Annotated in this window: 11 protein-coding genes; 4 read left to right on the top strand and 7 right to left on the bottom strand. The window is 76.2% G+C overall.

Annotated features, from left to right (window positions below):
* Positions 1-166 precede the first annotated feature (166 nt).
* Entirely contained in the window at positions 167-328 is a 162-nt protein-coding gene (locus ACIP98_RS34980) for a hydrophobic protein (protein ID WP_319664852.1), read from the bottom strand.
* Between the two features lie 132 nt (positions 329-460).
* Here ACIP98_RS34980 and ACIP98_RS34975 point away from each other — a divergent pair, with 132 nt between their 5' ends.
* A complete protein-coding gene (locus ACIP98_RS34975; protein ID WP_319664854.1) occupies positions 461-1,696 on the top strand; it encodes an aminotransferase class I/II-fold pyridoxal phosphate-dependent enzyme in 1,236 nt (411 codons plus the stop codon).
* A gap of 827 nt (positions 1,697-2,523) precedes the next feature.
* Here ACIP98_RS34975 and ACIP98_RS34970 read toward each other — a convergent pair.
* Positions 2,524-3,189 carry a DedA family protein gene (locus ACIP98_RS34970; protein WP_319664855.1) on the bottom strand — a complete coding sequence of 222 codons (666 nt, stop codon included), beginning with the start codon at positions 3,187-3,189 and terminating at the stop codon, positions 2,524-2,526.
* Positions 3,186-3,968, bottom strand: a complete 783-nt coding sequence (locus ACIP98_RS34965; protein WP_401980013.1) for an MBL fold metallo-hydrolase — start codon at positions 3,966-3,968, stop codon at positions 3,186-3,188. The genes ACIP98_RS34970 and ACIP98_RS34965 overlap by 4 nt, the downstream gene beginning before the upstream one ends.
* Positions 3,969-4,096: 128 nt before the next feature.
* On the opposite strand from ACIP98_RS34965, the gene ACIP98_RS34960 reads away from it, so the two are divergent.
* Together ACIP98_RS34960 and ACIP98_RS34955 are read left to right on the top strand one after the other, a co-directional pair.
* On the top strand, positions 4,097-6,343 hold the full coding sequence (locus tag ACIP98_RS34960) for a phage holin family protein (protein ID WP_319664897.1): 2,247 nt from the start codon (positions 4,097-4,099) through the stop codon (positions 6,341-6,343).
* 236 nt (positions 6,344-6,579) lie between these two features.
* Positions 6,580-7,014, top strand: a complete 435-nt coding sequence (locus tag ACIP98_RS34955) for a hypothetical protein (protein WP_319664858.1) — start codon at positions 6,580-6,582, stop codon at positions 7,012-7,014.
* A gap of 8 nt (positions 7,015-7,022) precedes the next feature.
* On the opposite strand, the gene ACIP98_RS34950 is transcribed toward ACIP98_RS34955, so the two are convergent.
* The 3 genes from ACIP98_RS34950 to ACIP98_RS34940 all read right to left on the bottom strand — a co-directional run bounded on the left by ACIP98_RS34950 (position 7,023) and on the right by ACIP98_RS34940 (position 11,628).
* Positions 7,023-8,030 carry a magnesium and cobalt transport protein CorA gene (locus ACIP98_RS34950; protein ID WP_401980010.1) on the bottom strand — a complete coding sequence of 336 codons (1,008 nt, stop codon included), beginning with the start codon at positions 8,028-8,030 and terminating at the stop codon, positions 7,023-7,025.
* A gap of 57 nt (positions 8,031-8,087) precedes the next feature.
* Complete coding sequence (locus tag ACIP98_RS34945; RefSeq protein ID WP_319664862.1) at positions 8,088-9,188, bottom strand: ionic transporter y4hA; 1,101 nt, start codon at positions 9,186-9,188, stop codon at positions 8,088-8,090.
* A 76-nt stretch (positions 9,189-9,264) separates the two neighbouring features.
* Complete coding sequence (locus ACIP98_RS34940) at positions 9,265-11,628, bottom strand: SpoIIE family protein phosphatase (RefSeq protein WP_401980007.1); 2,364 nt, start codon at positions 11,626-11,628, stop codon at positions 9,265-9,267.
* A 130-nt stretch (positions 11,629-11,758) separates the two neighbouring features.
* Here ACIP98_RS34940 and ACIP98_RS34935 point away from each other — a divergent pair, with 130 nt between their 5' ends.
* On the top strand, positions 11,759-12,733 hold the full coding sequence (locus ACIP98_RS34935) for a WYL domain-containing protein (RefSeq protein ID WP_319664866.1): 975 nt from the start codon (positions 11,759-11,761) through the stop codon (positions 12,731-12,733).
* Positions 12,734-13,098: 365 nt separating this feature from the next.
* Here ACIP98_RS34935 and ACIP98_RS34930 read toward each other — a convergent pair whose 3' ends face one another.
* Positions 13,099-14,334: an MFS transporter gene (locus ACIP98_RS34930; RefSeq protein ID WP_401980006.1), complete on the bottom strand. Its 1,236-nt coding sequence runs from the start codon at positions 14,332-14,334 to the stop codon at positions 13,099-13,101.
* Positions 14,335-14,362 lie beyond the last annotated feature (28 nt).

The raw sequence follows: 14,362 nt of genomic DNA, 5'->3' as shown, positions 1-14,362 counted from the left end.
CGTGGGGGGGGGGGGGGGGGGGGGGGGGGGGGGGGGGGGGGGGGGGCGGGGGCGGCCGGGGGGGGGGGGGGCCCGGGGGGGGGGGCCCCCCGCGCGCGGGGGGGGCGGGGCCCCCCCCCCCCCCCCCCCCCCCCCACGCCCCGCGTTCGTTCCCCGGGACCGGCGTCTACCACCGGTACCAGCGCGACCCGCCGGAACCGCTGCGGGCCACGAAACCGACCAGCCACAGCACCAGGACGATCAGAGCCACCCACCAGAGCACCTTGACGGCGAAACCCGCCCCGAAGAGCACCAGGGCGAGAAGAAGGACGAGCAGAAGCGGGACCATGGAAACACCTCCTGGAATCCGGTTGCCCTCAATTGCCGGGGCTACGCAGTGGGGTTCGCGCGCCGACGGGGAGCGGAGCCGCCGCCGCGTGCGAGGGTGACCGAAGGACCGACCCCACCACCGGAGGTACGGATGCAGCGGACGTCCCCGCCCGCCCCGGCGAGCTGCGTCGCGCCGTACGCCGCCCGCCCCGACCCCGGACTGCCGGTCCCCGCGTACTGGGCGGAGCGCATCGCCGCGGACCTCCCGGGCCGTTCGGCCGCCGATCCGCCGGGCGGCGGCGCGGCCGTACGGGCCGCCGCCGCGGGCTACTGGGACCGCCGCGGGCTGCCGACGGACGCCGCGCACACCGCCGCAGGACCGGGCGCGGAGCCGCTGCTGCTCGCCCTGCTGGCGGCGATCGGCGGGGACGTCGTGGTCGCCCGGCCCTCCGCCGCCTGGCACGTGCCGCTGGTGCGGCTGCTGGGCCGCCGCCCGGTGGCCGTGCCGACGCCTTCGGTCGGCGGCGGCGCGCCCGACCCCTTCACGCTGCTGGAGGCGGTGCGGCGGGCCCGCGGGGACGGCGCGGAGCCGCGGGTGGTGGTCCTGGCCGCGGCCGACGACCCCAGCGGCACCGTGACCCCGCCCGAACTGCTGCACGAGGTGTGCGAGGCGGCGGAGGAGGCCGGCCTGCTGCTGGTGTCCGACGAGACGTACGGCGACGCCGTGCACCGGCCGCACGAGACGATGCTGCTCTCCCCGGCGGAGATGCTGCCCGCCCGGACGGTCGTCATCAGCGACCTCGGCGCGGCCCTCGCCCCGCCGGGCTGGCCCGCGGCCGTCGTCCGCTTCCCCGCCACGGAGCGGGGCACGAGCCTGCGGACCGACGTCCTGCGGCACTGCGCCGACCTGCGCGCCCTGCTGCCGGGCCCGGTCGCCGACGCGGCCGCCCACGCCCTGTCCGAGCCCTCCGAGGTCCGCGCGCACCTCGCCGCGGCCAACCGCCTGCACGCCGCCATGGCGGGGGCCGCCTGCGACGTCGTGGGCCGGGCCGGCGCCCTGTCCCGTCCCCCGGAGGCGGGCTTCCACCTGTACGCCGACTTCAGCCCGCTGCGCTCCGAACTCGCCGCGGCCGGCGTCACCGACGCCGAAAGCCTCGAGGCCGTCCTCACCGACCGCCTGGGCCGGCCCGCGCCCGGCGCACACCGCTTCGGCGACGACCCCGAGGCCCTCCGCGTCCGCATCGACACCGGCCCGCTCCACGGCACCGACGCCTCCCAACGCGCCGCCGCACTGGCCTCCCCCGCCCCTCTCGCCCTGCCCCACGTGGCTGCGGCGGTCGCGGCGCTGGCGTCCGCCTTGGAGACCCTCACCACGGCGACCGACTGACCCGGGCCGGGGAACGGGATTGTTCCGCGCCGGTCCCGGCGCCGGGGCGCATGGCGGGCTGTGCCGCTGGTGTTCCGACTCGGCAGAGCCGGCGGTGGCCCGGTTGTGCGTGCATTCCCGGGTGACGGCCTGCCGTGCGTGGGCCGCCACGGCCGCCGACGCGTCCGGCTCCCCGGCGGGTCGTCCGCAACGTGACCACGGCGGCGTCCGCCCCCCTCGCACACGGCGGCATGCCCGCGGCCGGGCCGGCGTGTCGGGGCGGAGGCGGAGGCGGCGCCAGAGCCGCGCCGTCTCGTGCCGGGCGCGCAGTGGGGCGCGGTGCCGTGCCGCCGGGTCTCCGGCGGGGGCGCGCAGTGCCGTGGCGGTCGCGATACGCCGCGCGTGGGCCGCCGCCTGGCTGCCTGTGCATGACCCCGGGCACTGTGCCCTCCGGGGGGACCGGGCGCAGGGGCGCCGGAGCGGGGGGCGGAGGGCGCCTGTCTCGCGGGTCTCCGCGCCGTCTCGTGCCAGGGCGCGCGGTGGGTGAGGTGTCGTGCTGCAGGGCCCCGGCGGGGGCTCGGACTGCCGAGGCGGTGGCGGATACGTCGCGCATGGGCCGCGCGACCGCCCACCCCCGGACCACGTGCCCTCCGGCGACGACCGCGGGCTGGCACCCGGTCCGGCCGGCCCGGCGGGGGGTGGCGCGTGCGCGAGCCCGCCTCGTCACCTGCCGGTCGGCTCCGACCCCTGCTGACGAGGAACGGCCGGTGCGGCCCTCGCGCATGGCCTTCGGCAGGCTGTGCCGCGCCCGATACCCGCCCCCCATCCGGCCCGCCGCGGCCGGGCCGTCAGTGGGCGGAGGCGTCGTGCGGATCGGGGGTGTCGGGGTGGGGGCGCAGGCGGCGCCAGAGCTGGGGGGCGGCGGCCACGGCGAACGTGAGGGCGACGGCGACGACGACGCCCTGCCAGGGTTCGGGGAAGAGGGACCCGCCGAGGATGCCGATGAGCTGGTAGGCCGCCGCCCAGGCCAGGCAGGCGGGGATGTCGCCGCGGGCGAAGCGGCGCGGGGGCATCTCGGCGAGCAGGCAGGCGAGCATGACGGGGATGCGTCCTGCCGGGACGAGCCGGGACAGGACGAGGACGGCGACCCCGTGCTCGTCCAGCCGGCGCTGGGCGTCGGCCAGGTGCCCGGGGTCGGCGCGGTCCTGGATCCGCCGCAGCCAGCGGGAGCCGCCGCGCGAGTGCACGCCGCGGTGGCCGAGCCAGTACAGGGCGATGTCGCCCAGGAAGGCGGCGGCGGAGGCGACGACGAAGACCAGCGCAAGCGAGAAGGGCGCCGTCTGGTGGAAGGCCACGACGGCGGCGCCGCTGACCAGGGCCCCGGTGGGCACGACGGGCACCAGGGAGCCCAGGACGACGAGCAGGAAGAGCGACGGGTAGCCCACCGCCTGCCGGGTGGACTCCGTGGAGGTCTGCTCGGCCGCCAGATGCACCAGACCGCTGAGTCCGCTCACCGGGCCGCCTCCAGCCGCAGGTTCTCCCCGTGGTCCAGGCGGTGCACGGCCACCCGCGGTGCGACGTCCCCCGCCAGGCGGGCGAACTCGTCGCCGGGGGAGTGGAACTCATGGGGGCGGACGGCGTCCATGCCGATCGGCCAGTAGGTGCCGTAGTGGATCGGCACGGCCGCGCGCGGGGCCAGCCGGGCGAGGGCCTGGGCGGCGCGCGCCGGGTTCAGGTGGCCGTCGCCCAGGAACGGACCCCAGCCGCCGACCGGCAGCAGCGCGGCGTCGCAGGGCCCGACCTCCTCGGCCATGGCGTCGAACAGACCGGTGTCGCCGGCGAAGTACGTGCGCTCCTCGCCCTCCAGGACGTAGCCGAGCGCGGGCGAGCGCTCCGGGCCGTAGGGCAGGCGGCGTCCGTCGTGCGCCGCGGGCACCACGCGCACGGTCAGATCCCCCACCCGCACCTTGTCGCCGGGGGCGACCTCGGTCACGTCCAGCCGCAGGTCCGTCGCGAGCCGCCGCAGGCGGGGCACGGCGGCGGACGCGCCGCGCGGCACCAGGACGCGGGTGCCGCGGGCGAGCCGGGCCAGTGATCCGGTGTGCAGATGGTCCGCGTGCAGGTGGGAGACGAGCGCCACATCCGCGAGCGCCGCGCCGGGCGGCGGTACGGCCCCGCGCCGCCTGCGCAGGTGCGCGAGGCGGGGGACGAAGAGCGGATCGGTGAGCACCCGCACGCCGGAGTCCCGCACGGTCACCGTCGCATGACCCCACCAGGTGATCTCGACCGCCACGCCCGCCTCCTCGCCTCGCCACGCCTCCACGCGAGCCTATGCTCCGCCGCGCCTGCGGTGCGCCGGAGGGCCTGTGTCAGGCTTGGGGATGTCGAAGGCCGTTCGGACGTGAGGTGAGGTGGGCGGTGCTGCATCGGTGGCGAGCCGCCGGGTACACGATCGCCCGCGTACTCCTGGTCTGGGCGGTGTCGACGGCGACGATGGCCGCGCTCGCCGGGATCCTGCCGGACTTCCGCATCCAGTCGCCGAGCGGCGACAGCCCGACCCGGATCGCGATCACGGCGGCCGTCGCGGCGGGGGCGTTCGGCCTGCTCAGCGCCCTGGTCTGGCCGGTGCTGGTGCGCGCGGTGCTGCTGGTGCCGGCCCTGGTGCTCGGGCTGCTGGTGTTCTTCCTCAACGGCTCCCTGCTGCTGATCGCCATCCGGTTCACCCCCGACTGGCAGGGCGACATCCGTCCCGCGACGGCCGTCGCCATCGCCGCCGTGATGTCGGCGGCGTCCTCCGGCACCAGTACGGCCCTCGCGATGCGCGACGACGCGGCCTACGGGCGCCGGCTCGCCCGGCTGGCCGGCCGCCGCCGCAGACCGCGGGGCGCGGACGGCGGTGCGCGGCGCGAAGCGCAGGAACCGGGCTTCGTCTTCGTGCAGCTGGACGGGGTCGGGCACGACGTACTGCGCGAGGCCGTGCGGCCGATGCCGTCGAGGAGCGGGCGGTTGAGGCCGCCCGCGATGGAGACGGTGGCGCGGTGGCTGGACAGCAGCCATCGCCTGGTGCCCTGGATCACGGACTGGAGCAGCCAGACCGGAGCGAGCCAGCTGGCGATCCTGCACGGCTCCGACGCGGACGTGCCGGCCTTCCGGTGGTACGAGAAGGACACGGCGCAGGTGATGGTCTGCAACCGGCCGTCGTGCGCCGCCGAGCTGGAGCGGCGCGCGGTCGCCCGCACCGGACGGCCGGGTCTGCTCGCCCCGGACGGCGCCAGCCGCGGCAACCTCTTCAGCGGCGGCGCGGAACAGCTCGCCCTGGTCATGTCGGTCTCGACCCGGCGCCGGCGCTTCTCCGCGGACCGGCTGGCGATGGCCCGCACCGTCGCCGCCTCGGCCGCCCGGGTCTCCCGGGTCCGGGGACGGGAGACGGCGGGCGCCGCGCCGCGGATAGCGCGGGTGCGCGAGACCCGCTCGCGCACCGGCTACTTCGCGTACTTCTCCGACCCCGCCAACGCCGTGCGCACGGCCGCGTCCTTCCTGGCCGAGGTGGTGCGGGAGATCTGCGAGTCCTCGGCCGCCCGGCTGCGGGGCGACCGCCCCCGGGTGCGGCGCGGCGGGCTCTACCCCTTCCTGCGGGCCTTCGCCACGGTCGTGGAGCGCGATGTGGCCGCGGCGGCGGTGGTCGGCGACATGCTCGCCGGGCGCACCGCCGTCTACGCGGACCTGGTCGCCTACGACGAGGTCGCCCACCACTCCGGCCCCCGCAGCCGGGACGCCATGCGCGTCCTGCGCCGCCTGGACCGGGTCGTCCGGATGATCGCGGACGCGTCGCGGTACGCCCCCCGCCCCTACCGGCTGGTGCTGCTGTCCGACCACGGGCAGAGCCACGGCGAGACCTTCGAGAGCGCCTACGGACTGACCCTGAAGGACCTGGTCCGCGCCGGGTGCGGGCTGCCGGTGCGGCGCCGGGCCCGGCGCACGGTGAGCGGTGCCGAGGCGCGTGCCGCGGCGCGCGCGGCGCTGAACCGCCCGGAGTGGAACCGGCACACCGAGGAGGAGCACGCGACCGCGGGTCCGTCCTCGGACCCGGTGGTGCTGGCCTCCGGCAACCTCGGGCTGATCTCCTTCCCGGACCTTCCGGGCCGCGCCGACCGGGCACGGATCGAGGCCCGCCACCCCGCGCTGCTGCGCACGCTCGCCGAGCACCCGGGCATCGGCTTCCTGCTGGTCCAGGACGCCGGGCGGGGGCCGCTGGTGCTGGGCCCCGGGGGCGGGGAGCACGAGCTGGACACCGGCCGGGTGACCGGCCCCGACCCACTGGCGCCCTTCGGCCCGCACGCGGTGGCGGCCGTGCGGCGCACCGCCGCCTTCCCGCACGCGGCGGACATCATGGTCAATTCCGCGTACGACCCGGTGACCCACGCGGTGCACGCCTTCGAGGAGCAGGTCGGCTCGCACGGCGGACTGGGCGGCGACCAGAGCCGCGCCTTCCTGCTGCACCCCTACGAGCTGGAGGGGCCGGGCCCGGACGAGCGGCTGGTGGGTGCGGGGGCGGTGCACGGGCTGTTCAGCGACTGGCTGGGCCGCAGGGGCGTCCTGCCGTCGCCGCGCGCGGCGACGGCGGAGGACCCGGCGGGCGACGCGGACGCGGAGCGGGTCACCGGCTGAGCGGGCGGGCCGGTCGGGGACATCCGTCCGGCCATGATCTCTTTCGGGTTCTCCTTCCGTCCGGCCGCGGCCGCCGGTCACCGGGCGCGCCCCGTCGCCGCTGGCCGGAGCGCCGGTGCGCGCGGTGGGCGGGACGCGCCGCGCGAACGGGTGATTGACCGGGCGGCCTCCGTGATGGACGCTGGCCCGCGGTTGACCAGCTACCGCGCGCGGCGCGGAGCCCGCGGAGGGGCGGCATGACGTACTACGAGGACCTGAGTTCGTACGGCTATTTCACAGAAACGATTCCGTCCGAGGTCTCCGCGCGCGCCGTCGGATGGCTCGACCCCGCCCACCCCTTCAGCCGCGCCGAGCCCGACGAGGCCTTCGCCGACCGGCTGTTCGCGCTCTGCCGTGACCACCGCTTCGCCATCACCCGCGGCTGGCACGGCTGCGGGCTGTGCCGCCGCCGCTTCTTCGGGGGCGGCCGGCGGGCCCACCCCGTCACCGTGGCCCGGGGACGCGAGCGCATCCTCGTCGGCCACGGCGAGGTCCGGGTCCACACCGGCGCCGACACCTGGCTGATCGCCCCGGACATGGTCGCCCACTACGTCCTGACCCACCACTACGCGCCGCCCGGGCCCTTCGTGGAGGCCGTGATGGCGGGCCGTGTCGTGGCGGACTCGTTGTAGCAGGCGGCTCAGAGCCAGCCGTTGCGGCGGAAGGCCCGGTACAGCAGGCCCGCGCCGGCCGCCATCACCCCCACGGCCAGCGGGTAGCCGAAGGACCAGCCGAGTTCCGGCATGTGGGCGAAGTTCATGCCGTACACCCCGGCCACCATCGTCGGTACGGCGAGGATCGCCGCCCATGCCGAGATCCGGCGCATGTCGTCGTTCTGCCAGGTGCCGACGCGCGCGAGATGCGCGTCGAGCACCGAGTTCATCAGCTCGTCCAGGGAGCGGATCTCGGTGTCGGTGCGGCGCAGATGATCATCGACGTCGCGGAAGTACGGCATCGCCTCCCGCGGCCACCGCGCGAGCGGCCCGGCGAACGACCGGACCACCGGGACGAGCGGCTGCACCGCGTCGCGGAACTCCAGTACCTCCCGCTTGAGGGAGTAGATCTCCCCGGCGATGTCCTCCCGCGCGGCGGAGAAGACGCTGCGCTCCAGGGCGCCGAGCGTGTCGCGGACCTTCTCCGCGGCGTCGCCGTAGTCGTCGACCACGACGTCGAGCAGCGCGTGCAGCACCGCGGGCGGGCCGAAGCGCAGCGTCGTGGTGTCCTCCCGGAGCCGGCGGGCGGCCTCGGCCGCCGGGTCGGCCGAGCCGTGGCGGACCGTCAGGACGAAGCGCGGGCCCAGGAACAGCATCATCTCGCCGGTCTCGACCGCCGCGTCGTCCGGCAGGTACCACAGCGTCTTCAGCGCCACGGCGAGCACGTCGCCGTACCGCTCCTGCTTGGGACGCTGATGTGCCTGGACGGCGTCCTCGGCCGCCAGGGAGTGCAGCCCGAGGGGTCCGGCGAGCCGTGCCACCGAGTCCTCCGCGGGATCGACCAGGTGCACCCAGCCGAACTCCCCGTCGCCCAGACCGGCCAGGCGCTTCAGCGCCGCCTCGCACACCTCGCCCGGCGCGTCCGGCCCGCCGCAGTCCTCGCACTCCACCCGCTCGGCGCCGCCCGAGCGCTCCTGGTACACCACGCACTCCATCACCCACGCCTGCTTCGGTCCGGCTCCTTCATGCCCCCGGGCCGGGTCAAAAGAGCGTCAGGGACTGATGGCCAGCACGATGTAGGCCGCCAGCAGCGACAGGTGCAGCCCGCCCTGCAGGGGCGTGGCGCGGCCCGGGACCACCGTCAGCGTCCCCACGGCGACCGTGATCGCCAGCAGCACCATGTGCGTGGCACCGAGCCCCAGCACCAGGGGGCCGGGCATCCAGAACGAGGCCACCGCCACCGCCGGGATGGTCAGCCCGATGCTCGCCATGGCGGAGCCGAGCGCGAGGTTGAGGCTGGTCTGCACCCGGTCCCGGGCGGCGGCCCGCACCGCGGCGATCGTCTCCGGCAGCAGCACCAGCAGCGCGATGACCACGCCGACGAAGGAGGAGGGCAGCCCGGCGACCGCCACCCCGTGCTCGATCGTCGGGGCCTCCACTTTGGCCAGGCCCACCACCGCGATCAGGGCGACGCCCAGCAGCGCCAGGCTGAACAGCGCGGCCCGGGTGGTCGGCGGCTCGGAGTGCTCGTCGTCCGTGATGACCCGGCCGGTCGAGGTCACCGGCAGGAAGTAGTCGCGGTGGCGCACCGTCTGGGTGGCCACGAACAGCCCGTACAGCACCAGCGAGGCCAGCGCGGCGAAGGCGAGCTGGGTCGTGGAGAACCGCTGCCCCGGCGCGCTGGTGGTGAAGGTCGGCAGGACGAGGCTGAGCGTCGCCAGGGTCGCCACGGACCCCAGCGCGGCCCCGGTCCCCTCGGGGTGGAAGACCGCCACCCGGCGGCGCAGCGCCCCCACCAGCAGGCACAGCCCGAGGATGCCGTTGCAGGTGATCATCACCGCCGCGAAGACGGTGTCCCGGGCGAGCCCCGCGCTCTTCGGGCCGCCGTCCGCCGTCAGCGTGAGGATCAGCGCCACCTCGATGACCGTCACCGACACCGCCAGCACCAGCGAGCCGAACGGCTCGCCCACCCGGTGCGCCACCACCTCCGCGTGGTGCACGGCCGCGAGCACCGCCGCCGCCAGGAACAGGGCCACCACGACGACCACCGGCACCGGGAGCGACCGGCCCCAGGTGAGAGCGAGCATCACGACCGAGAGCACCGGCACGACGACCGTCCAGCGCAGGGCGGCCGGGCGGAAACGGGCGATCATGGGCCGAGTCTGACACCTCGTCATACCGGGCGCGACGCGGACGCGGCCGGAAGCCCCGGAAGGCCCCGCGCCGGGCCTAGAGCGCCTGTTCCGCCCAGATCGTCTTTCCGGTCGCGGCCTGCCGGGTCCCCCACGCCTGCGTCAGCTGCGCGACCAGCAGCAGACCGCGGCCGCCCTCGTCGTCCGAGCGCGCACGGCGCAGGTGCGGGGCGGTGTTGCTGCCGTCGGAGACCTCGCAGATGAGGGAGCGGTCGCGGATGACCCGCAGCTGGACCGGCGGCGACCCGTGCCGGATGGCGTTGGTGACCAGCTCGCTCACCACCAGCTCGGTGACGGGCACCGCCTCCTCCATGCCCCAGCAGCGCAGCAGTTCCGCCGTGGCCTGCCGGGTCTCGGCCACCTTCGCCGGGTCGGAGGGCACGTCCCAGACGGCGACCTGGGCGGTGTTCAGCGCACGGGTACGGGCCAGCAGCAGCGCCACGTCGTCGACCGGCCGGTCCGGCGGGAGCGACTTGAGGATCGTGTCGCAGGCCGACTCGATGGTGGGGGCGGGAGCCGCGAGCGCGCCGCGCAGCCGCTCCAGGCCCGCGTCCAGGTCGAAGTCCCTGCTGCCGATCAGCCCGTCGGTGTAGAGGGCCAGCACGCTGCCCTCGGGCAGCTCCCGTTCCGTCGCCTCGAAGGGCAGACCGCCGATGCCCAGCGGAGGGCCCGCGGACACCGGGACGACCTCCACCGTCCCGTCGGGCAGTCGCAGTACAGGCGACGGGTGACCGGCGCTGGCCATCGAGCACCGCCGGGAGATGGGGTCGTACACCGCGTACAGGCAGGTCGCGCCCACCTCGGTGCTGGTCCCCGGTCCGCGTTCCCCGCGGGCGTCGTCCTCCGAGTTGAGATGGGCGACGAGGTCGTCGAGGTGCGTGAGCAGTTCGTCGGGCGGCAGGTCCACGTCGGCCAGGGTCCGCACCGCCGTGCGGAGCCGGCCCATGGTGGCCGAGGCGTGGATGCCGTGGCCGACCACGTCGCCGACGACCAGCGCGACCCGGGTGCCGGACAGCGGGACGACGTCGAACCAGTCGCCTCCCACCCCCGCCTGGGAGCCGGCCGGCAGATAGCGGGACGCCACCTCCACCGCGGGCTGGTCGCCGAGCCGCCCTGGCAGCAGGCTGCGCTGCAGCGCCAGGGCCGTGCCGTGCTCGCGGGTGAAGCGGCGCGCGTTGTCGACGCAGACCGCGGCCCGCCCGGCCAGTTCCTCGGCGAGCGTCATGTCGTCGTCGATGAAGCCCTCCGGCCGGGTGCCCCGGGCGAAGAGTGCCACGCCCAGGGTGACCCCGCGGGCCATCAGGGGCACCGCCATCACCGTGTGGAGGCCGTGCCGGCGCACCTTGGCGTCGCGCAGCGCGTTGTGCGCCACCCACAGGGAGAAGTCGACGTTCCCCGCCTGGCTGAGCACCGCGCGGCCTTCGGCCAGGCAGCGTGCGGGCGGCGAGAACTCGGGATAGGTGTCCACCTCGCCCAGTTCCACGGCGGCGACCGGCGCGTCCGACCGCGAGCGGTGCGCCACCCGGCGCAGCACCACCGCCGTGTCGACGGGGCCCGGCGGCGGCTCCTCGCCGTGCAGCACGGAGTCCAGCAGGTCCACGCTCACGAAATCGGCCAGCCGCGGCACGGCCAGCTCCGCCAGTTCGTCGGCGGTGCGCACCACGTCCAAGGTGGTGCCGATGGCGGCGCCCGCCTCGTTGAGCAGCGCGAGCCGCTGCCGCGCCCAGAACTGGGCGGTGCTGTCGAACGCCGCGACCGCCACCCCCCGGACCCGCCCCCGCGGGTCCCGGACCGGCCACATGTCGGTGTTCCAGGCGAAGTCGCGCGACGAGACCGGGTCGCGCGTGTAGCACTCGTAGTGCATGGCCCGGCCCGTCTCGGCCACCTGGCGCAGGTGGTCGCCGTAGCCGCGCCGGCCGGCCTCCTCCGGGACGATCTCCTGGTACGGGGTGCCGCGCAGCGACTCCTCGGGAACGTCCCCCATGGCCCCCAGGGCGAGCCGGTTGAGCCGCCGGTGCCGCAGGCCGTCGTCGTACAGGGACATCGACACCGAGGACTGCTCGAACGCCCACCGCACCATGGCGTCGTCGGCCGCCTCCGGGGCGGCGGTGATCACGCAGCCGCACGGTGCCGCGTCACCGTCGAGTGCGGGGCTGACCTGGATATCCAGCTCCAGCAGGTGACCGTCCCGGTGGCGCGCGGCGCTCTGGCCGTGCCACGCCCGGTCGAGCACCAGGGGCCCCGGGGAGAAGATCTCCGCCGCGGGCCGGCCGACGGCCTGCGCGGACGTGTGGCCGAGGAGCAGGCGGGCCCCCTCGCTCCAAGCGGTGACCGTCCCCCGCGCACCGACCACCACCACGGCCGCGCCGGCCGGGTCCCCGGGGCCGCCACTCGCGTTCATCGTCGCCGATCACACACCCGTCGAAGTCTCCTAACCCAAGAGTGCGCGCTCCGCCGGGGGCCATCAAATCGGTCGGCGCCGGGGGAACCGGGACCGGTCCGGTGTCGGTGGCGGCACGGATACTGCTGCCATGCGTGCCAGCCGGCTGGTCTCCTTGCTCCTGCTCCTCCAGGCACGCGGCCGGCTCACCGCCCAGCAGCTGGCCGACGAGCTGGAGGTGTCCGTCCGCACGATCTACCGCGACGTGCAGTCGCTGCACGAGGCCGGCATACCCCTGTACGGCGACGCCGGGCCCGAGGGCGGCTACCGGCTGGTCGACGGCTACCGCACCCGGCTGACCGGGCTGACCGCCGAGGAGACGCAGGCGTGGTTCCTCGCCGCGCTGCCCGACCCCGCCGCGCAGCTCGGACTGGGCGAGGCCGCGGCGGCGGCCCGGCTGAAGTTCAGCGCCGCCCTGCCGCCGGAGCTGCGGGAGCCGGCGGAGCGGATACGCGAGCGCTTCCACCTGGACGCGCCCGGCTGGTACGGCCCCGGGGAGGAGACCCCGCATCTGCCCGCCGTCGCGGACGCGGTCTGGAACCGGCGGGCGGTGCGGGTGCGCTACCGCCGCTGGCGCGAGCCCGCGGAGAGCGAGCGCCGCCTGGAGCCGTACGGCCTGGTCCTCAAGGCCGGCCGCTGGTACGTCGTCGCGCGCGGGGACGGCGGCCTGCGCACGTACCGCGTCGACCAGATCCTCGCGGTCGCCGTGCTCGGCGAGACCTTCGAGGCCGAGGCCGGGTTCGACCTGGCGGCGTACTGGCGTGCCCACCTCGCCGACTTCCATGCCCGGCTCCACCAGGGCGAGGCCCTGATCCGGCTCTCCCCGCGCGGCGCGGAGCGCCTGCCCTCGCTGCTCTCGCACGCCGTCGCGCGGGCGGTCGCGGAACGGGCCGAGCCCGACGGCGACGGCTGGCTCCGCGCCCTCGTCCCGATCGAGTCCGTGGCCCACGCCCACGGCGAATTCCTCCGGCTCGGCCCCGACCTCGAAGTCCTCGAACCGCTCCCGCTGCGCGAGCTGCTCATCGGTTCGGCACGCGGCCTGGCCGCGCTGTACGGGACCGGCTGAGCCGGCCGTGACCGGCCGCCCAGACCGGGCGCCGGTGCGCGGGGGCGAGTAGGGCGAGTCCCCGCTGCTGGTGACGGCGAGGGCGCGGCCTACGCGGTGCTGCCCGACCGTGGTCGGCCGGGGCGTGTGCCGCGCCTGGCCCTTCAGGCCGGGTGCCCGTCCGCGGGGGCGGTCGGGGAGGCCTTGGGGTGCCGAGATCGGCGGGCTGCGCGGCGCCGGTCGGCGGGGGGCGGAGGTTGCGTGGGTCGGCGGGCTGCGCGGTGCCGGGCCGCGGAGGCGAGTCCCGCTGTTGGTGAGGGTGAAGGTGCGGCTCGTGCGGTGTTCCTCGACTGTGGTCGGCCGGGGCGGGCGCCGCTCCTGGCCCTTCAGGCCGGGTACCGGTCCGCGGGGGCGGTTGCGGGGGTGGTCGGGAGGGGTTCGGGGGTGCGCGCGGACCGGAGGGCCGCGCGGTGCCAGGCCGCGGAGGCGAGTGCGGCGAGGGCGCTGACGAGGGCGACGGCAGCGAAGCCCGCGGCGGTTCCGGCGCGGGCGGTGACCGCGGCGGTGGCCAGCATGACGGCGACGGTCGCGGCGAGTCCCCAGCCGTTGGCGACGCCGAAGGCGCGGCCCACCCGGTGCTCCCCGACCGAGGCCATGAGCAGGGTGCGGGAGGCGATGCGGGCCTGCCCGAAGAGCAACGCGCCGAGCGGCACGAGCAGGAGGAGCCCCGGCACGCCGAAGCGCGGCTGGAGGGCGAACAGCACATTGCAGAGCAGGAAGCCGGCCAGGGCGAGCCGCAGATCGCCGAGGCGCGCGCCGGTGATCCGGTAGGCGGCGGCCGCGACCAGGAAACCGGCGCCGCCGAGCGCGTCGACCACGCCCACGACGGCCGGGCCCCGGTGCAGATCGGCGATGACGAGGACCGGCATGAGCGCGTTGAACACGGTGACGACCACGCTGCCCTGCGCGTAGAGCATGATCACCGGACCCAGCGGCGACCGGGCGGGCGCCGCCGGGGCCGGGGCCCCGGCCGTGATCCGCGGGGCGACGCCACGCCGCCCGGCCCGCCCGGTCGCCAGCACGAGCACCGCGGAGACCGCGAAGGTGATCCCGTTGAACACGCACAGCGGGGTGGGCCCGAAGAACTGCAGGGCGATGCCGCCGACCGTCGCCGACAGCAGCATCCCGCTCTGCAGGGCCATCTCGTAGTGCGCGTTGAACCGGCGCAACTCCCCCGCGGGGACACGTTCCTTGACGAGTGCGGCGCTGACCGGCACGAACAGCGCGGCGATCACCGCGAGCACGAAGTTGCTGCCGTAGACGACCGCGTTGCGGGCACCGCCCATCGCCAGACCCAGCGGCATCGCGAGCGCGGCGAGCGCGCTGAGGGCGTCGCAGGCCACCCAGAGCGTCCGCCGGTCGAAGCGGTCGGCGAGCCGCCCGAACGGCGGGGAGAGCACCGCCTGCGGCACGGCGACGGCGATGAAGAGCCATCCCACGTCCAGCACCGACCCCTGGGCCCGCACGATGAGCAGTGCGGCGGCGATCAGCTGGATGTTGTTGCCGAGCGAGGTGATGAAGACGGCGGGCAGCAGCAGGGCGTGCGAGCGATCGGTGGTCACACCCACTGATGGTGCGGATGGTCACTGA

Source organism: Streptomyces sp. NPDC088354 (assembly GCF_044753585.1).
Lineage (GTDB): Bacteria > Actinomycetota > Actinomycetes > Streptomycetales > Streptomycetaceae > Actinacidiphila.
This window is presented reverse-complemented; position numbering and strand designations above follow the sequence as displayed.

What these genes read in the sequence shown, in the direction of transcription:
- ACIP98_RS34950 (WP_401980010.1), bottom strand. Translation starts at nt 8,030, where the DNA reads ATGGAGTGCGTGGTGTACCAGGAGCGCTCGGGCGGCGCCGAGCGGGTG.
- ACIP98_RS34940 (WP_401980007.1), bottom strand. Translation starts at nt 11,628, where the DNA reads ATGAACGCGAGTGGCGGCCCCGGGGACCCGGCCGGCGCGGCCGTGGTG.
- ACIP98_RS34935 (WP_319664866.1), top strand. Translation starts at nt 11,759, where the DNA reads ATGCGTGCCAGCCGGCTGGTCTCCTTGCTCCTGCTCCTCCAGGCACGC.
- ACIP98_RS34980 (WP_319664852.1), bottom strand. Translation starts at nt 328, where the DNA reads ATGGTCCCGCTTCTGCTCGTCCTTCTTCTCGCCCTGGTGCTCTTCGGG.
- ACIP98_RS34945 (WP_319664862.1), bottom strand. Translation starts at nt 9,188, where the DNA reads ATGATCGCCCGTTTCCGCCCGGCCGCCCTGCGCTGGACGGTCGTCGTG.
- ACIP98_RS34955 (WP_319664858.1), top strand. Translation starts at nt 6,580, where the DNA reads ATGACGTACTACGAGGACCTGAGTTCGTACGGCTATTTCACAGAAACG.
- ACIP98_RS34975 (WP_319664854.1), top strand. Translation starts at nt 461, where the DNA reads ATGCAGCGGACGTCCCCGCCCGCCCCGGCGAGCTGCGTCGCGCCGTAC.